The organism is Halobellus ruber (assembly GCF_014212355.1).
In the GTDB taxonomy this organism is placed as follows: Archaea; Halobacteriota; Halobacteria; order Halobacteriales; family Haloferacaceae; genus Haloquadratum; species Haloquadratum rubrum.
In genome coordinates this window covers 664,184-681,606 of record NZ_JACKXD010000002.1, presented here as the reverse complement: position 1 = coordinate 681,606, position 17,423 = coordinate 664,184, and the positions used below count along the sequence as shown (strand labels likewise).

At 69.1% G+C, this 17,423-nt stretch carries 19 protein-coding genes; 13 read left to right on the top strand and 6 right to left on the bottom strand.

Going from position 1 to position 17,423, the window contains the following annotated elements; translation table 11 throughout:
* The first annotated feature begins 133 nt into the window (after nt 1–133).
* The 4 genes from H5V44_RS08285 (at nt 134) to H5V44_RS08270 (ending at nt 4,495) form a co-directional block, all read left to right on the top strand.
* Nucleotides 134–1,201: an mRNA surveillance protein pelota gene (locus tag H5V44_RS08285; protein WP_185192632.1), complete on the top strand. Its 1,068-nt coding sequence runs from the start codon at nt 134–136 to the stop codon at nt 1,199–1,201.
* A gap of 168 nt (nt 1,202–1,369) precedes the next feature.
* Nucleotides 1,370–2,719: a hemolysin family protein gene (locus H5V44_RS08280; protein ID WP_185192631.1), complete on the top strand. Its 1,350-nt coding sequence runs from the start codon at nt 1,370–1,372 to the stop codon at nt 2,717–2,719.
* A 192-nt stretch (nt 2,720–2,911) separates the two neighbouring features.
* Complete coding sequence (locus tag H5V44_RS08275; protein WP_185192630.1) at nt 2,912–3,235, top strand: hypothetical protein; 324 nt, start codon at nt 2,912–2,914, stop codon at nt 3,233–3,235.
* 594 nt (nt 3,236–3,829) lie between these two features.
* Nucleotides 3,830–4,495 carry a 2'-5' RNA ligase family protein gene (locus H5V44_RS08270; RefSeq protein WP_185192629.1) on the top strand — a complete coding sequence of 222 codons (666 nt, stop codon included), beginning with the start codon at nt 3,830–3,832 and terminating at the stop codon, nt 4,493–4,495.
* 161 nt (nt 4,496–4,656) lie between these two features.
* Here the strand turns inward: H5V44_RS08270 and H5V44_RS08265 are convergent, their stop codons facing one another.
* The 3 genes from H5V44_RS08265 to H5V44_RS08255 all read right to left on the bottom strand — a co-directional run bounded on the left by H5V44_RS08265 (nt 4,657) and on the right by H5V44_RS08255 (nt 7,474).
* The gene (locus H5V44_RS08265) at nt 4,657–5,877 is read right to left on the bottom strand and encodes an FAD-dependent oxidoreductase (RefSeq protein WP_185192628.1); all 1,221 of its coding nucleotides are present in this window, start codon (nt 5,875–5,877) and stop codon (nt 4,657–4,659) included.
* Nucleotides 5,878–6,148: 271 nt separating this feature from the next.
* Entirely contained in the window at nt 6,149–6,409 is a 261-nt protein-coding gene (locus H5V44_RS08260; RefSeq protein ID WP_185192627.1) for an MTH865 family protein, read from the bottom strand.
* Nucleotides 6,410–6,475: 66 nt separating this feature from the next.
* Nucleotides 6,476–7,474, bottom strand: coding sequence for an ornithine cyclodeaminase family protein (locus tag H5V44_RS08255; protein WP_185192626.1), 999 nt, complete (start codon nt 7,472–7,474; stop codon nt 6,476–6,478).
* A 150-nt stretch (nt 7,475–7,624) separates the two neighbouring features.
* Here H5V44_RS08255 and H5V44_RS08250 point away from each other — a divergent pair, with 150 nt between their 5' ends.
* A complete protein-coding gene (locus H5V44_RS08250; RefSeq protein WP_185192696.1) occupies nt 7,625–8,950 on the top strand; it encodes an MFS transporter in 1,326 nt (441 codons plus the stop codon).
* A 3-nt stretch (nt 8,951–8,953) separates the two neighbouring features.
* Here H5V44_RS08250 and H5V44_RS08245 read toward each other — a convergent pair whose 3' ends face one another.
* Entirely contained in the window at nt 8,954–9,376 is a 423-nt protein-coding gene (locus H5V44_RS08245) for a DUF3054 domain-containing protein (protein WP_185192625.1), read from the bottom strand.
* A gap of 67 nt (nt 9,377–9,443) precedes the next feature.
* Nucleotides 9,444–10,037 carry a class I SAM-dependent methyltransferase gene (locus tag H5V44_RS08240; protein WP_185192624.1) on the bottom strand — a complete coding sequence of 198 codons (594 nt, stop codon included), beginning with the start codon at nt 10,035–10,037 and terminating at the stop codon, nt 9,444–9,446.
* Nucleotides 10,038–10,161: 124 nt separating this feature from the next.
* Between H5V44_RS08240 and H5V44_RS08235 the strand changes: the two genes are divergently transcribed.
* From H5V44_RS08235 to H5V44_RS08220, 4 genes are all read left to right on the top strand, one after another.
* Nucleotides 10,162–10,809, top strand: coding sequence for a GNAT family N-acetyltransferase (locus tag H5V44_RS08235; protein ID WP_185192623.1), 648 nt, complete (start codon nt 10,162–10,164; stop codon nt 10,807–10,809).
* A 26-nt stretch (nt 10,810–10,835) separates the two neighbouring features.
* Nucleotides 10,836–11,816 (top strand): flap endonuclease-1, encoded by a 981-nt coding sequence (fen, locus tag H5V44_RS08230; protein ID WP_185192622.1) that lies wholly within the window; start codon nt 10,836–10,838, stop codon nt 11,814–11,816.
* A gap of 69 nt (nt 11,817–11,885) precedes the next feature.
* Nucleotides 11,886–12,437: a hypothetical protein gene (locus H5V44_RS08225; RefSeq protein ID WP_185192621.1), complete on the top strand. Its 552-nt coding sequence runs from the start codon at nt 11,886–11,888 to the stop codon at nt 12,435–12,437.
* A 99-nt stretch (nt 12,438–12,536) separates the two neighbouring features.
* Nucleotides 12,537–13,790, top strand: coding sequence for an AI-2E family transporter (locus H5V44_RS08220; RefSeq protein ID WP_185192620.1), 1,254 nt, complete (start codon nt 12,537–12,539; stop codon nt 13,788–13,790).
* A gap of 9 nt (nt 13,791–13,799) precedes the next feature.
* On the opposite strand, the gene H5V44_RS08215 is transcribed toward H5V44_RS08220, so the two are convergent.
* The gene (locus tag H5V44_RS08215) at nt 13,800–14,096 is read right to left on the bottom strand and encodes a PadR family transcriptional regulator (RefSeq protein WP_185192619.1); all 297 of its coding nucleotides are present in this window, start codon (nt 14,094–14,096) and stop codon (nt 13,800–13,802) included.
* Nucleotides 14,097–14,546: 450 nt separating this feature from the next.
* On the opposite strand from H5V44_RS08215, the gene H5V44_RS08210 reads away from it, so the two are divergent.
* From H5V44_RS08210 to H5V44_RS08195, 4 genes are all read left to right on the top strand, one after another.
* On the top strand, nt 14,547–15,263 hold the full coding sequence (locus tag H5V44_RS08210; RefSeq protein ID WP_185192618.1) for a DUF7117 family protein: 717 nt from the start codon (nt 14,547–14,549) through the stop codon (nt 15,261–15,263).
* A 38-nt stretch (nt 15,264–15,301) separates the two neighbouring features.
* Nucleotides 15,302–15,538 (top strand): DUF7385 family protein, encoded by a 237-nt coding sequence (locus H5V44_RS08205; protein ID WP_185192617.1) that lies wholly within the window; start codon nt 15,302–15,304, stop codon nt 15,536–15,538.
* Nucleotides 15,539–15,688: 150 nt separating this feature from the next.
* Nucleotides 15,689–16,564 (top strand): geranylgeranylglycerol-phosphate geranylgeranyltransferase, encoded by an 876-nt coding sequence (locus H5V44_RS08200; RefSeq protein WP_185192616.1) that lies wholly within the window; start codon nt 15,689–15,691, stop codon nt 16,562–16,564.
* A 233-nt stretch (nt 16,565–16,797) separates the two neighbouring features.
* Complete coding sequence (locus H5V44_RS08195) at nt 16,798–17,409, top strand: RAD55 family ATPase (RefSeq protein ID WP_185192615.1); 612 nt, start codon at nt 16,798–16,800, stop codon at nt 17,407–17,409.
* The last annotated feature ends 14 nt before the right edge of the window (nt 17,410–17,423 follow it).

The window sequence follows — 17,423 nt, the reverse complement described above, 5'->3', positions numbered from 1 at the left end:
GTCAACCCCGGACATCGCCGAGGACCGGTCCGTCCCCCTCGCTTTCCGGGGAACTCAGGACGGCGGATCCCCACGTGACGGGACGAGAGGCCGAATAGCAGCACCTTTCCCGGCCGCCCGCCGACTCGTGGGTATGCGAATTTCGGACCGCGGTCGCGGCGAGGAGGGCCGCGAGCGCATCACCCTCGTCCCCGAGAACGTCGACGACCTGTGGCACCTCTCGCACGTCTTAGAGGACGGCGACCGGGTTTCCGGCGACACCACCCGGCGGATCCAGCGGGACGACGAGAACCTCCGGGACACCGGCGGGGAGCGCGAACACCTCTTCGTCACGATCGGCGTCGACGACGTGGAGTTCGCCCGCTTCGCCAACCGCCTGCGGGTCGGCGGCGAGATCATCGGCTGCTCCCGTGAGGACCAACTCGGCCGTCACCACACGCTGAACGTCGAGCCCCACGACGAGGTGACGATCGAAAAGCGGTTCAAACCCGACCAGATCGACCGGATCGAGGCGGCCGAGGAGGCCGCCGAGAACGCCGACGTCGCGATCGCGACCGTCGAGGAGGGCGAAGCGCACGTCCACACCGTCGCCCAGTACGGTACCGAGGAGCGGTTCTCGTTCACCGCACCCACCGGGAAGGGGGAGTACGCCCGGCCGCGTTCGGAACTCTTCGAGGAACTCGCCGCGGCGCTCGCACGGATGGACGTCGACGCCGTCATTCTCGCGGGGCCGGGGTTCACCAAGCAGGACGCCTGCGACTACATCGGGGAAAATCACCCCGAGGTCGCCGGGAAGCTCACCGTCGTCGACACCGCAGGCGTCGGCGACCGGGGCGTCCACGAGGTGCTGAAACGCGGTGCGGTCGACGAAATCCAGACCCGGACCCGGATCTCGACGGAGGCCGAACTCATCGACGAACTGATGGAGCGGATCGCGACGGGCGAGACGGTCGCCTACGGGATCGAGGAGGTCGCCGAAGCCGCGGAGTTCGGCGCCGTCGAGGAGCTACTGATCGTCGACGACCGGCTGCGCCGGGAACGGCAGGGCGACGGCGACTGGGACCTCGACGTCAACGAGGTAGTGGAGTCGGTCGAACAGCAGGGCGGAGAAGTGACGGTGTTCTCCGGGGAGTTCGACCCGGGGCGGCAGTTGAAGAACCTCGGCGGGATCGCGGCGCTGTTGCGGTACCGGATCCAGTAACTGCCCCGGCCGGACCCGGAGTCCCGGTTTTTAATGTGCGGACCGGAAACCCATCGGTGTGACCCACCGACACTCGAACGGGCGCACCGCCGGGAGTCCCGCAAACGGCACGGGCGGGAGATCGGAGCGGGAACGACCGACCGTGAGACGACCCGCCGGGAGCCGTGGATGGTAAACGTCGCCCTCTCGGCCGGTCGGGTGCTCGTCGCGCTGTTCCTGGTGGTCTTGAACGGCTTCTTCGTGGCCTCGGAGTTCGCCTTCGTCCGCGTTCGCTCCACGTCGGTCGAGCAGTTGGCCGCGGAGGGTCGCGCGGGCTCGGCCGCCCTCCAGGACGTGATGGGGAACCTCGACGACTACCTCGCGGCGACGCAACTCGGCATAACGATCGCGTCGCTCGGGCTCGGATGGATCGGCGAGCCCGCGGTGGCGGCGCTGATCGAGCCGGTGTTGGCGTCGGTGCTTCCGGCGTCGCTGATCCACCTCGTCGCGTTCGCGATCGGGTTCGGATTCATCACGTTCCTCCACGTCGTCTTCGGCGAACTCGCGCCGAAGACGATCGCCATCGCCGACGCCGGCCGGGTGTCGCTGTTGCTCGCGCCGCCGATGAAAGCGTCGTACTACCTGCTGTACCCCGGGATCGTCGTGTTCAACGGCGCCGCCAACGGGTTCACGCGGGCCATCGGTGTCCCGCCGGCCTCGGAGACCGACGAGACGATGGAGGAACGGGAGCTCCGCCGCGTGCTCGCACGCTCCGGGGACGCGGGCCACGTCGACGAGAGCGAGGTCGAGATGATCGAGCGCGTGTTCGACCTCGACGACACGGTGGTCCGCGAGGTGATGGTGCCCCGGCCCGACGTGGTGAGCGTCTCCGCCGACGCGTCGCTGTCCGAACTGCGTGCGACGGTCCTCGACGCCAACCACACCCGGTATCCGGTTGTCGCGGCCGACGACCCGGACCGCGTCGTCGGGTTCGTCGACGCGAAGGACGTGTTGCGTGCGATGGACGCGGAGTCGGAGCCTGCGACCGCGGGCGACCTCGCACGCGACGTCGTCGTCGTGCCGGAGACGACGGCGATCGACGACCTGCTCGTGCAGTTCCGGGACGAGCGCCGGCAGATGGCCGCCGTCATCGACGAGTGGGGGGCCTTCGAGGGCATCGCGACCGTCGAAGACGTCGTCGAGGCCGTCGTGGGCGACCTCCGCGACGGGTTCGACGCCGACGCCGGGGAGCACTCGATCCGGGCACGCGCCGGCGGCGTCTACGACGCCGACGGCTCGGTCACGCTGTCGGTCGTCAACGGAACCCTGGGTACTGACTTCGAGGGCGACGGGTTCGAGACGCTCGGTGGGCTGGTGTTGGACCGCCTGAACAGCGCCCCGACAGTGGGTGACGCCGTCCGGGCGGACGGCTTCGACATCGAGGTGCGGAGCGTCGACGGGGCACGGATCTCGACGCTGCGGATCGAACGCGTGGACGACGACGAGGTGCCGGCGGAGTCGAGTGCGCCGGACGGATAATCCCCGGCCGTCGACGGCCCCTCCCCCAGTTTCCGGCGACCGCGTCGCTCCGGCGAAAGCCCAGTCAGCGATGGTCGACCCGCCGCGCTCTCCGTTCGTGTCACGCCACGCTCGCCGGACGCTACCCCGTGATCCGCCCCGGGTTGCCGTTCGAGCGGACAGGTTCAATTCCCCGTGGCCCGAACGCCGTCTGTGGGGCAGGAAACGCTAACCGGCGCGGATATCTCGGGGCTTCGCGCGGAGTACGAGCGAAAGGTCCACGGTGCGTTGCCGGCGCAGGCGCGGGCCGGCGGCGACTGGCCGATCCGGGCCGATCGCTGCTTCGCCCGCGTCGTGCTCGATACGTTGTTCCAGGACGTCTGGTACGAACACGTTGCGGGCCGGCCTGCCTACGAACACCTCTCGGTGGAGGAGTTGACAGCCGCGATCGAAATCGCCGACCGGATGCTCGAAGGCGGCAGGCCGGTCGTCGCGGAACTCGACCGGCAGTCGCTCGCCCGGCGCAACGAACGGTAGCCGCCCCCGGGCGCTGTGGGTGTGACACTCGGTGGTAATCCGCCTCCTCGACGAGGCCGGCGGCACCGGCGGCCGACGGCCCCATCGGCGTCTCCTGCGGGCCAGCGGCGTCGATTACCGCCGTGTCGGCCGGATGGCTTTCTACCGGGGCAAAGCCTCTCCGGCGCGGCCGTCCCGTCGTCACCGGGTTCGGGCTCGTCGAACGGCGGCCCCTCCGGACTGATACTGTCGGCTATAACTACGTGAAGATCTTCCACACCCCCCGGGGTGTCGAACTCCGTCACGCGACTATAGCCGGCAGTATGAGGTGTGCCGCGCGTGACGCTGTCGGGACCGGCGGGCGGACGCGTCACCGACGCCGGACGGGGAGCACGGTGAGCCTGCGAGGACTGGGGTCCCCGCGGTCGGGTCACGCCGACCAGACGCTTCGCAGCAGTAGCCGGGAGTCCGTCCCCGGAGTCGTGACGTAGCCCGATGCCGGGCTGGAACAGCGCCCGGACAGCATCCGGGAATAGCCGCGACCGATCCCCTCTGTAGCGTATCCGAGACGACCAAACAATTATGAACAACCGTTCCTGTTACACTAATAATAGGATGCACGACGACGGAATGGCGTCGCATCCGGACGAGTACTGGGAGATTCGGCGGGAACTGACGCCGTCGCCGAATCCGCCGGTCGTTGCCGACGGCGACCAGCGGCTCGCAGTACTGATCGACCTTTCGGAGTCACGGGTGGCGTCGCGCTACCGCCGGTTGCGCGATCGGCTGTCGGAGTTTCGGTGCCTGAAGCCGACGCCGACAGACGAACTCCACCTCACGGTCAAGTTATTCGACCACACCCCGACCGCCGCAACTCGGGGGGGCTCGTCGTCCGTCTCACCGACACGGATCGCCGACGCCGTCACCGGAATCGTCGAGGACTGCGGGCCGTTCAGGATCGACTTCCCGCGGCTGAACCTCTTTCCCGATACGGTCTATGCGGAGGTCGACGACGGGGGAAGACTCGCGGATCTGAACCGGGCGCTGTGTGAACTGCCGTGGACGACCACCAGCGACCGTGACGCCCGGCAGTTCATCCCGCATCTCACGCTCGGGTACTTCACCGGCGACGAGGGGTACGACCGGCTGATCGATTTTCTCGAAGCGCACCGCGATCCGGAGTTGCCGCCGATGACCGTCGCGGGGATTTCCATCGTGGCGTACGACCTCACCTCGAACTGGGGGTCGGCGGCGACGACGCTCCGGACGTATCCGTTGTGACGGAACCGCGGGCCGCGAGTCCGCGCCCGTTGTCGGGTGAACCCTCGGCGTCCGCCGTCGGACGAGCCAACAGCCCCGATTCATACTGTCGGCTATAACTACGTGAAGATTTCCCACACCCCGGGGTGTCGAAATCCGTCACGCGACGATAGCCGACAGTATCAGACGTTGCCCACGATGTCGGCGTCGGTCGGCCCTTGGCCGTCGAACGCGGCGATCGTTTCGTCGAGCCGCGCCGGATCGTCGGCCCCCAGTAGCGGGCGGTCGGCGGTCGAGCAGGCGGCCGCACACCCGATGCGGTCGCAGACCAGGTCGACGGTAGCTTCGGCCATCCGGCGGTACGTGGTGAGTTTCCCCCCGACGATGCTCACCATATTCTCGACGTCGTCGTCGGCGTGATCAAGCCGGACGAAGCCTCTGGAGATCCCCCGGCCGCCGCGGGCAGTCTCCTCGGGGGCGTACAGCGGTCGGAGCCCCCACCACGACCGCAGGATCGGCGCCTCCGCAACCGGCGGAAGCAGTTTCGCACACTCCTCGATCGAGACGTCGATCTCCCAGTCCGCGGTCTCGTAGTCGTCCGGGTCCGCAACGGGGACACTCGTGGTTCCGAGGACCGCCTCCGAGGGATGTGGGATGACGATGTCGCCGTCGTCCGGTCGGCGACACCGGTTCAGTACCGGTCCGAGGCCGTCGTATTCGACGGACACCATCACGCCCCGCGTCGGCGCCATCTCCACCGACAGCCCCGCCAGTTCGGCGACGCGACCGGCCCACGCGCCGGCGGCGTTGACCACGAACTCCGGGCTCACGGTCGTCTCCGCAGTGCCGCCGAGCCGGACTTGGGTAACTGCCCCGTTCCGGACTTCGATCGACTCTACGGGGGCGTGTGGCCGGATCTCCGCGCCGTGAGCGCTGGCGTCGATCGCGTTCGCCGCGATCAGCCGCGAGGGGTACACCACCCCGTCGGGGACCTGCATCGCGTGTTCGACCTCCGTCGGTAGCTCGGGCACGATTTCACGCGCCTCCGGCGGCGAGAGCGTCTCGACCGGGATTCCGACCGACCGACACGCCGTCCGTTTCTCCTCGAAGTACGAGGCGTCGTCGCCGGACAGGCTGACGAACAGCCCACCGGTGTCCGCGATACACGCGCCGGCGATCCGTTTGAGAACCCGTGCCTCGGCGAGACACTCGGCAGCTCCCTCGGGGTCCGATTCCGCATACCGGGCGCCGCTGTGTAGCAGGCCGTGTGAGCGGCCGGATGCACCGCTGCAGAGACCGTCGCGGTCGACGACCGTCGCCCGTACGCCACGGAGTGCGAGGTCGCGGGCGACGCCCACGCCGGTCGCACCGCCACCGATCACGAGGACTTCGGGATCACGCACAGGTTACGTCGAGGGGCCGACGAGGCTTGATTCTGTCCGTGACCGACCCCACGCCCCCGAGGGGCCGGAGCAGGATCCTCCAGTAGGGGTGGTTCGTGTTTGCGTTCGGAACCGCTGGCGGACCTCCAAGAGAGACCCGTGCCACGTCCGGACCGCCCGCCGCCGGAGCGACCGCGGCGGGCGACGAACGGGGGAACGTGGGCGTCGCTGGTTGCGGCCAGCCGTCGGGTATGGGTCCCCTGATGCCCGTGGTAGTGCGACGAACCACCGGTTACTCGAACAGCCCTTCCTCGCGGAACCCGGCCATCAGATCGTCGACGAGGTCCTCGACCGTCTCGTACGGGTAGTTCTGGTACTCGGCGTACTCCGATCCGAGTTCCATCACCCCGACGCTCACCTCGCCGGCCTCGAACGTCGTGCCCGGGCCGTCCGGGAGCGCCGGAACCAGTTCCATCGGCTCTTCGACGGGGAAGTCGGCGCGGCTGAAAACCTCTACCAGCTCCGCTCGAAGCTGCTCGGCAGTATCGGGCATAGTGTGTTTCGGAGCGAAGCGGACATAAAACCGATCCTCCTTCGACCCACGGGGGCCTCGCGTCCGTTACTCCCCGGTGAGTGCCTCGCTTCCCGGTGCGACGTCGATCGGCCGTCCCAGCCCCTCCTCGCGGGCTTTCTCGTAGAGCAGGTACGCGCCGGCGACGGTCTCGATCCCGGTGCCGCCGCTGTCGAAGACGGTGATCTCCTCGTCTGACTCCCGGCCGGGGGCGTTGCCGGCGACCAGATCCCCGAGATCGGCGTGGACGTGCTCCTCGTCGATTGCGCCCTCCTCGAGGGCGTAGAGGAACGACCCGGCGTCCTGGAACGCCCGGTCCCGGATGTCGGGCACGTAGGTGGCTTGCTCGATGGTGGTCGTGTCGAGCTCGCGCTTGTCGGCGTCGTACTGTCCCATCGCGGTGACGTGGGTTCCCGGCTCCAGCAGATCGCCGTCGAAGACCGGTTCGCTCGCGTTCGTCGCGGTCACGACGATGTCGGCGCCCTCGACGGCGGCCCCGGCGGAGGCGACGGCCGCGACGCTTCCGTCCAGCCGCCGGTCCATCTCGCCGGCGAAGGACTCGCGGTGGTCCTTCGTCGGCGAGTAGATCCAGACGGTTTCGAGGTCCCGGACGGTGGCGAGCGCGCGGAGCTGGCCGCGGGCTTGGGGGCCGCTGCCGACGATCGCAGCCGAGGTGGCGTCCTCGCGGGCGAGTTCGTCGGCGCCGACCGCGCCGGTCGCGCCGGTCTTGAACGGGTTCATACTCGCCCCGTCGAGCAGCGCGATCGGCTCGCCGGACTCCGCGTCGAAAAGCGGCGTGAGGAACCACGCGTCGGACGCACCGAACCCGGCGGTGTACATATAGCCGCCCATCGCGCCGGTCTCCGGCAGGACCGAGGCGTAGGCGGTGAGAAACCCCGCCGGGTCGTCGTTCGGCAGCGTCGTCCGCGGTTCGGCGGGCGCGCCCTCGCCGTACTGCCGGTAGCCCTTGCGGACCGCCTCAACGAACTCCGCGGGGGTCGCGAGCCCGTCGACGTCCGCGCTCGTCAGGAACAGCGTCTCGGTCATAGCCGACCGTTCGACGGCCACCGACAAGAACGTGCGGGGGTCGGAAGCGGTTGCGGTAGTCAGGGGCGTTCCCACACCGGAGCGTTGAACTGACCGCTCGACGCAGGCCGGAACGTGAAGCGGAACGACCGAGCGATCGTCGCCCTGGTGATGCTCGCCCACGCGATGGTGCACACCTACGAGCTCTCGATCCCCATCCTCGTTTCCATCTGGCTCGTCGAGTTCGAGGTGCTGCCGCTGGGCGTCACCCAACTCGAAGTGACCGCGGCGACGCTCGGCGTGGTCGTGACTGCCGGCTATGGCCTCTTCGGCGTCGGCGCCCTCCCCGGCGGGGTGTTGGTCGACCGGATCGGCTCCGCGCGGCTCATCGCGGCGTGTCTGTTCGGGATGGGCGGCTCGTTCCTCCTTCTGGGGTTCGCCCCCAACCTACTCGTCGTCGCGATCGCGTTACTGCTGTGGGGCGCGGCCGCGAGCGTCTACCATCCCGCCGGGCTGACCCTCCTCTCGAAGGGCGTCGAGGAGCGCGGCACGGGCTTTGCGTACCACGGCATCGCCGGCAACGTCGGCACGGGGCTCGGCCCGCTCGTGGCGGCGACCGCGCTCCTGTTCGTGGAGTGGACGGTCGTGGCGGTCGTGCTCGCCGTTCCGGCCCTGATAGCCGGCGTGTACGCGATCCGCGCGGAGTTCGACGAGACCGCCGCGGTCGGTGATCAGGTCCGTTCCGGGATCGCCGACGGCGACGGGGAGTCCGGGGGGGCCGCCGGCGGGATCGAGTCGCTCGCGGCGTTCGGCGCCGAGGCACGGCGGTTGTTCGCCGGCGCCTTTGCCCTGGTCTTCGTCGTCGTGATGGCCTCGGGGCTCTACTACCGCGGGATCCTCACCTTCCTCCCCAGCGTCCTCGAACCGTTCCCGGAGTTCGCGCCGATCCCGCTGACGGCGCTTCTCCCCCCTGCCGTCACCGACGCCCTCGGCGTCGCGCCGGACTCCGCGGGGTCGCTCAACCCCGAACGGTACTTCTACTCGGGGCTGCTGATCGTCGGCGTCCTCGGGCAGTACGTCGGGGGAATGCTGATCGACCGGGTCCGCGTCGAGTACGGGCTCGCGGCCGGGTACGCGCTTTTGGTCGTTCTCGCGCTCCTGTTCCTCCCGGCCGCGTCGGCGGGACTGGTGCCGCTGTTGGTCGTCGGCGCGGTTTTGGGGGCCGCCCTCTTCTTCGTGCAGCCGTTCTACCAGGCGACGGTCGCCGAGTACTCCCCGCCGGGAACCCGCGGGCTCTCGTATGGGTTCACCTACCTGGGCGTGTTCGGCGTCGGCGCGCTCGGCGGGACCGTCGCCGGCGTGATCCTGACGTATGCGACGCCGACGGTCCTCTTCGCCACGCTCGGGGGGTTCGCCGCGGTAGGATCGGGGCTCGGCGTCTACCTCCTCAAGCGTCGGCGGGGGGCCGGGGCAGTCGGCGACACCGACGCGACGTGAGCCTCACCCCTTGAGTTTGAAGAAGAGCCACCTGAAACCCGCGAGCGCGACGCCGCCGGCCAGGAACACCACGACGCCGAAGATCAACCGGAACCCGCCGGAGAAAAGCGGCGAGGCACGGAGCGCGAACCCGATCGCGGCCGCCGGCACCCACGCCCGGACGGCGAGCGGGATCGCGGCCTTCGCCGACTCGGCCGCGCCCGCGGAGTACGCACCGACCAGCGGGCTCACGACCGCCCACCCGAGCAGGAACGGAACCAGGGTCAACAGCCACGCCCCCGTGGCGGTCGTGAGGTAGTCGACGCCGTTGTGGTCGATCACGCCGTAGGTGAGCACCGCCGCCAGCGCGACCACGTCGACCACTGCCAGCGGCGCCGCCGCGGCGTCGATGCGTCGAGCGAGGAACGACTCCTCGGAGGATGCCATACCCGGACGTTCGGACGCATCGTTATGGCTCTCCCGGATTCGATCGCCGGCCCGGTTCGCCGCCGTCTCAGGACCGCGGCACCCGCCCGAGGACGACGTACTCGAACCCCTCGCGGACGATCCGGGGCTCGAATCCGGCGTCGTCGAGCCGGTCACACAGCGCCTCCGGCGCCCGAAACGTCGAGTCGAAGCCGACGAGCCGTTCGGCGGCTTCGAGCAGCCGGCCGCGGTAGCTCCGCGGGTCGAACTCCTGGACGACGACGACACCGCCGGGGCGTATCACGCGGCGTGCCTCCGTGAGCCCCGCGTCCGGATCCGGGAGGTGATGGAGCGCGTCGACGATCACCGCGGCGTCGACGGCGTCGTCGCAGAGGGGCAGCGCCTCGGCGTCGCCGCTGACCGCCGCGTGGCCCGCCTCCCGAGCCCGGCGGAGCATCCCGGCGGAGCGGTCGACGACGACCGGATCGAAGCCGGCCGCCGCGAGTCCGTCCGAGGCCCGCCCCGTCCCGCCGGCGAGATCGACGACGCGGCCGATCCGGCGGTCTGCAAAGGCCAGCCCCTCACGGAGCGGACCGATCCGGGCCGAGGGCATCACGAGGTCGTAGAGGCCGGCGATCCGGTCGAAGAACCGAACGTCGCCGGGGCCGAACCGGGATGACATACCTGGGGTGAGGACCGTCCGGCACAAGTGCGTGCCGACCGCGGGTGGCGGCGACGGGGCCGGTGCGGTCCGATCGCTGCCGGCCACCGCCGGAGTCTTGTCGCTCGGTCGTCTACGTCCGAATATGGAGTACGTCCTCCTCGGATGGCCGCCGGGCGGCCCGACGCTCCGGCTCGACCACCGGCGGTTCGCCTACGCCGGCAAGTTCGTGGTGTCGAACACGGGGAAGGCCGTGGTCCGCCCCGAGGGGGACGAGGCGGACGGGGTCGGAGCCGACGAGGGGCCGAGCACTGCCCCCGACGGGGCCGAGTACGATACCGACATCCTCGCGGCAGTCGCGTTCGACGCCGATCGCACCGACGACCGGACGTTGCGATTCCGGTACATCACGGTGCGATCGGATCTGCAAGGCGAGGGGGTAGGTCCGCGGCTCGCTACCTTCGTCGCCGCAAAAGCGGAGCAGCGGGGGTACGACCGGATCGCAATCGCGGTCAACAACCCGTTCGCCTACGAGGCGATGTACAAAGCCGGGTTCGCGTGGACCGGCCGGGAGAGCGGGCTGGCCGAACTCGTTCTGGAGCGTCCCGCAGGCCCGATCGACGACACCGGGTCGACGCCGGATCCGGGAACATACCACGGAGGGCTTGAGCGGTTCCGCGAACGCGATTTCGGCGAGCCCGAGGCGTCGTTCGTTGCCGGGAAGGTCGGGTCCGACCCGCCGGCGCGGGTCGCGGTCCCCGACGGCGTCGACCGGACGGATCCGGACGCTTAACTCCGATGGCGATCCAGATGGGGGTAATGGGAAACGCGGACCTCCGGAGCCTGGCCGTCATCGAGGACGTCGCCTTCGACACGCTGGCCGGAAGCGTCGTCGCGGTCGACGCCCACAACTGGCTGTACCGGTATCTCACCACGACCGTGAAGTTCACCGACGCGGCGGCGTACACCACCGGGGACGGCGAGGAGGTGGCGAACCTGATTGGCGTGGTCCAGGGGCTGCCGAAGTTCTTCGAACACGACATCGTCCCCGTGTTCGTCTTCGACGGCGGCGTCACGGAGTTGAAAGACGACGAGGTGGCCGAGCGCCGTGCCGCCCGGGAGCGCGCCGAGGAACAACGGGCCGAAGCCGAGGAGCGCGGCGACGCCGTCGCGGCCGCCCGACTCGACGCGCGGACCCAGCGGCTGACTGCTGTCATCCACGAGACCACGCGTGGGCTGCTCGAACGCCTCGACGTGCCGATCGTGGAGGCTCCCGCCGAGGGCGAGGCACAGGCGTCGGTGATGGCCGCCCGCGGCGACGTCGACTACGTCGGCAGCGAGGACTACGACACGCTGCTGTTCGGCGCGCCCGAGACGCTCCGGCAGCTCACCTCCTCGGGGGATCCGGAGCTGATGGGGGTGGAACCGACCCTCCAACGGCACGGGATCACCCGCGAGCAGCTGGTCGACGTCGCGATCCTCTGCGGAACCGACTTCAACGAGGGGCTCTCGGGCGTCGGGCCGAAGACCGCCGTCGACGCGATCAAGCAACACGGCGACCTCTGGTCGGCCCTCGACGACCGCGGGGCGTACATCGAACACGCGGATCGGGTCCGGGAGCTCTTCTTGGATCCGCCAGTGACCGACGAGTACGAGTTCGACGCGGACATCTCGCCGGACATCGACGCCGCGCGGGCGTACGTTACCGACGAGTGGGAGGTCGACGCCGACGAGGTCGAACGGGGGTTCGGTCGGATCGCGTCCGCGACCGTCCAGACCGGGCTCGACGAGTGGACCTGACCCGTGTGACTCAAACGCGCGTTGGAGCTATCCGAACCCGTTTACTGGTGGGTGTGCTATTCGGCATCGATGCGCCGCCGAGCCCTCCTTGCCCTCGTCGCCGGCGTCGTCGGCGGGTGTCTGTCGGCCGTCCAGGCCGACGGGCCGGACGGATCCGACGCCACGCCGGAGCTTCCGCCGACGGGCGACGGCGCCCCGGTGGACGTCGACGTCGGCGACCCCTTCGAGCGGCGGACCGTCGGCGACGCCGAGGCCGGCGCGAGCCACCGGATCGTGGTTTGGAACGACGACGCCGACCGGCGGCCGATCCGGGTTCGACTCCGGGCGGTCGGGGCTGCCGAGCCGGCGGTAGCCGCGACGCCGACGTTTCCGGCCTACGGGACGTTCCGCGTCGCAGTGTTCCGACCTGCCGACTACGTCCTCGAGATCGGCGGCCCCGACGACTCGGAGCGGCGACTCGGGATCCGCCGGGAGTTCGTCGACTGCGACGACTCCGCCACCCACGTCGCGGTCCGCCCCGACGGGAGCGTCCGGGCGCGGGTCGTGTCGACGGTGCTCCCGTGTGACGCCGACCCCCAGCCACGGGTTTCGGGGGCGACGGCGACCCGGCGGAGCAGGTGACGACGCGGAACCGTGGTTCGACCGGTCCAGTGTTCGAACGCGGCCGAACGCCGGGGTCGGCGCAGTAGCTTTTTTGTTTCGTCGTGCTCCATCGGGCGTATGTCTCCGTTTGGGATGGATCGATCACGGCTCGCGTGGTGGGGGCTGGGGCTGGTCCTCGGCGGCGCCTTGGTCTTCGTGATCCACTCCTTCGTGGGCACCTTCGTTTTCGGGCTGTTCCTCTACTACGCGACCCGACCGATCTACCGCCGGATCCGCACCCGGATCCGACCCCCGAGTCTCGCCGCCGCGGTCGCGCTGTTCGTCCTGGCGCTGCCCGCCCTCGCCCTGATCGCCTACACCGGGGCGGTCGCCGTCAGCGAACTGATCAGACTGACCAACGAGGGCCTGTTCGACCTCTCGCGGTACCCGTTCACCGCCGACCAGCTCGCGATGCTGACCGACTTCGAGGAGCTCTTGGAGGTCGACCCCACCGCGATCACGCTCGCCCAGCTCCGCAGTGCGATCTCGTCGCTGGGGTCGGCGGGGGAGGCCGTCGCGTTCGTCGGGATCGGACTCGTTCACCTGTTTGCGATGATCGCGCTCGCCTTTTATCTCCTCCGGGACGACCGGAAGTTCTCGCGGTGGTTCCGGGCGCGGATCGCCGACGACAGGGGGGTGATGGAGGCGTTCCTCGCCGGCGTCGATCGGGACTTCAACAACATCTTCTTCGGCAACATCCTCAACGCCGTCCTCACGGGTACCATCGCCGTGGTGGCGTACTCGGTTCTGAACCTCCTCGCGCCGCCCCGGGTGGCCATCCCCGCGGCGGGGCTGGTGGGCCTCTTTGCCGGCGTGGCCAGCCTCATCCCGGTCGTCGGGATGAAGCTGGTGTACGTCCCCGTCACGGCGTATCTGGGCGCCACCTCGTATCTCGTCGATCCGAACACGCTCTGGTTCACCGCGGCGTTCTTCGCGGTGTCGTTCGTCATTGTCGATACGATCCCCGATCTGGTGCTCAGGCCGTACGTCTCGGGACGTCACCTCCACGTCGGCGCCGTGATGATCGCGTACACGCTGGGGCCACTGCTGTTCGGCTGGTACGGCATCTTCCTGGGCCCGATCATCCTCGTCTTGGTGGTGAACTTCGCCCGACACGTCCTCCCGGTGTTGATCGCGCGGGAGCCGTTGGTCCCGTACGCGGTCGACCCGGGAGTCGTCGTCGGTGAGGATCCGGGGGACCCCGGCTCAGACACGCCCGAGGCAGTCGCCGGGGACCGTACGGGCGGATCGGATCAGGACGGCGGGTTCCGGTTCGGGGCGGAGTCGGGCAGGTCGGCGGACGGCGGCGAGCCGCGGGACGGAAGCCGGTGACTCCCCGGTTCAGTCGTCGATCCCGTCGAAGGAGACGTCCACGTAGGTACCCTCCCAGTCCTTCCGGGCGGCGATCTCGCGGCGCCCGCGCCGGGTGAGCGTGTAGAAGTTGGTGCGTCGGTCCCGTTGTCCCTTGTCGATGAGCCCCTTGTCGACCAGCGTATCGAGGTTGGGGTAGAGCCGCCCGTGGTGGATCTCCTTCTCGTAGTACTCCTCGAGTTCGTCCTTCACTGCGAGGCCGTGTGGCTCCTCGAGCCCGGCGATCACGTACAGCAGGTCGCGTTGAAATCCGGTCAGGTCGTACATTCGTGTAATCTACCCGGACTTCGTCGTTCTCCAAAATAAACATATCGGACTATTGTTGGTCCCACAGACCGCGGTTAGCTCCGCATCATTCGCGTTCGGACAGCATCTCGGGCGGAACGTATCGGTCGTATTACACTGTCGGATGAAGGTAATCAGCCGGTTCGGCGATGCCCCTCGGGGTGCGACGACGCAGGTCGGTCGCCCGGACACTCACGGCTGGTGGTCAGTACCTCCGGCGGACGGACATCACTCTCGGGGGTCGATGCTCCGAAACGGGTGGCAGGCCGCGCAGAAAACGCGCGGCGGTGCCGCCCTGAATTGGTCCCCGCTGACGCTTCGGCCCTCCAGAACGAAGCGTCACCAGATTGTTGCGCGTTGCCCAATATAAATATAACGAACCGACCGAACGGTCGCGACGCGCTTTTCTCGATCCGGCGGGAACCGACAGGTATGCGAATCCGTGGGCGCCGCCGGTGTCAGGACTGCGGGCGCGAGTGGTCGTACTTCGACACGGGACGCGTGGCCTGTCCGGACTGCGGGAGCCTCCGGAGCGTCGGGACGGGCGACAGGGAGCGCCACACCGACGCCCCGGTGGAACTCGACCTCTCGGCGCATCGTGCCGCTTTGGACGACGCCACGGACGTCGGCGACGTCGCCGACGAACTGAAGACGACGCTCCGGGAGTACGTCCGCCAGCGCGGGTTCGTCCGCGGCGGCGAGCTCCGGACGGTCGACGACACCCTCCTGGCCGCCGCCGAACTCCTCCACGGTGTCGACGTCTACGAGCGGATCCGCGGCACGCCCGACGACTCGGTCCGGCTGTACCTGCTCGACCTGCTGTCCGGGGCAGACGACGGCAGGCGACCCGATCCGTCCCGGGTTCCCGACCCGATGGCCGACGCTCGCGGCCTCGCGTACGCCGAGGTGCTCGACCGGTTCTGTACGGACCTGGGGGCGTGGCTCGACGACCACCCCGACCCCGCGGGCGAGCGGGTTCGCGAGCGACTCGACACGCACGTCAGGCGTGTCAGCGCCGTCTACGGCGACGTTCCGGTCACGGAGTCGGAGACGCTGATCCGGGCGGCGCGGGACCTCGGACGCTACCTCACGACCGACGACGGGGCGGCGCTTTCGACCGCCGAGGAGCGGCTCTCCGGGCTGGAGTAGAGCAACGGTTTTGCCGATCCGGCGTCCATTCCCGCGGGATGCCAGCCCGCTTCGACCAACACGCGGTCCGTCACCGGATGAAGCTCCTGCGGGACGACGGCGAGGTGACGCTTTATGCGAACCGCGACGGCGTCCCGTGTCCGGCGTGTGGTGACGCCTTCTCCCGGCTGCTTCTCACCGAGCGGCGCGCACACTCGTTCGACCTCGGCGGCACCGACCGGGTCTGCGTGACACACGAGGACGAGCGGCTGGTCGTCTGTACGCACGACTCCTGATACCGTCGGCTATCGTCCCGTGACGGAGTTCGACACCCCGGGGTGTCGAAACCCGTCACGTAGTTATAGCCAACAGTGAGAGAGCCATCCCGACGACCCGACGGGCGGACTCCGCGTGGTTTATTCCGGCGCCGGAAACAGGGGAGAGGTATGAGACTGGGGGAACGCGGGCCGGTGGCCGCCCTCCGGGGGCTTCTCGAACTCACGCGCCCGGGGAACGTCGTCGCCGCCGGGGTGTTGACGTTCACGGGGTCGTTCGTCGCCGGCGGGTTCGGGGCGGCACCCGTACCGGTCGCCGCGGCCGTGCTCGCGACCGCCTTCGCGACCGCGGCGGGCAACGCGGTCAACGACTACTTCGACCGGGAGGTCGACCGGGTCAACCGTCCGGACCGTCCGATCCCTCGCGGGGCCGTCTCCGCACGAACCGGACTCGGGTTCAGCGGCCTGTTGTTCCTCGGGGCGGTGGGCGCCGCCGTCACGCTCCCGCTCGCAGCCATCGCGATCGCTGTGGTCAACCTGCTGGCTCTGGTGGCGTACACGAAGCTGTTCAAGGGTCTCCCCGGCGTCGGCAACGTCGTCGTCGCGTACCTGACGGGATCGACGTTCCTCTTTGGGGGGGCCGCGGTCGGGCACGTTACGGACGAGGCGGTGGTCGTCTTGTTCGCGCTCGCGGCGCTCGCGACGCTCTCCCGGGAGATCGTCAAGGACGTCGAGGACGTCGCCGGCGACCGCGCGGAAGGGCTGCGGACCCTCCCGATCGTGGCCGGCGAGTCGACGGCGCTCCGGATCGGCGCCGTCGTGTTGGGGGTCGCGGTCGCGGCCAGCGCCGTGCCCTACCTCACGGGGGTCTTCGGACTGGCGTACGTCGCCATCGTCCTGCCGGCCGACGCCGTGATGCTCGACGCGATCCGTCGGTCCTTCGCCGACCCGGGGTTCGCACAGCGGCGGCTCAAACGCGGGATGTTCCTTGCGGCGGTCGCGTTCATCGCCGGCCGGGCAGTCGGTGCGGTCGGTGTCGTCTCCTGATACTGTCGGCTACAGTCCCGTGACGGAGTTCGACACCCCGGGGTGTCGAAAATCTTCACGTAGTTATAGCCAACAGTATGAGCCCCGCGGATCACCCCGTCGCCGCCGACAGGATCAAAAAGAATATTATCTGCACCCGATATTGTCTACTTGTCTGATGGTTCCCGGAGAGTCGCTCACCCGACCGACCGACCCCGCCCGTCCAACTGGCGGCTCGCAGCCGAGGCGACCAGATGTATGACCTCGGCCCGGACCTCGACGAAGAGGTCCCACCGGGAACGAACGTTCTGGTGAGCGGCCCGCCCCTCTCGGGAAAACGCTCGCTGTGTCTCGACATCCTCGCGTCGGGGACCGAGAAGGGCCAGGGATCGATCGTCGTCACCACCAAGGACGGCGCCGACCGGGTACTCCAGGATTACGAGAAACGCACGCCCTACCAGGACCGTCCGGTGGCGGTCGTCGACTGCGTCACCCGCCAGCAGGGTGTGGCCGACGTTCGTGACGACGACCGGATCAAGTACACGTCCTCGCCGGTCGACATGACCGGGATCGGAATCAAGCTCTCGGAGTTCCTCCAGGCGTTCTACCAGAACCAGGGGATCGAACGCAACCGGGTGATGCTCCACTCGCTGTCGACGCTGCTCATGTACGCCGACCTCCAGACGGTGTTCCGGTTCCTCCACGTCTTCACCGGCCGGATCCAGAGCGTCGACGGGCTCGGCGTGTTCGCGATCGACGACAGCGCTCACGACGACCAGACGATGAACACCCTGAAACAGCTGTTCGACGGCATCGTGACGACCCAGGAGGACGGCCCGCCGTCGGTGCGTCTCGCGGGCGACTGAGGGGGGACTCTCGC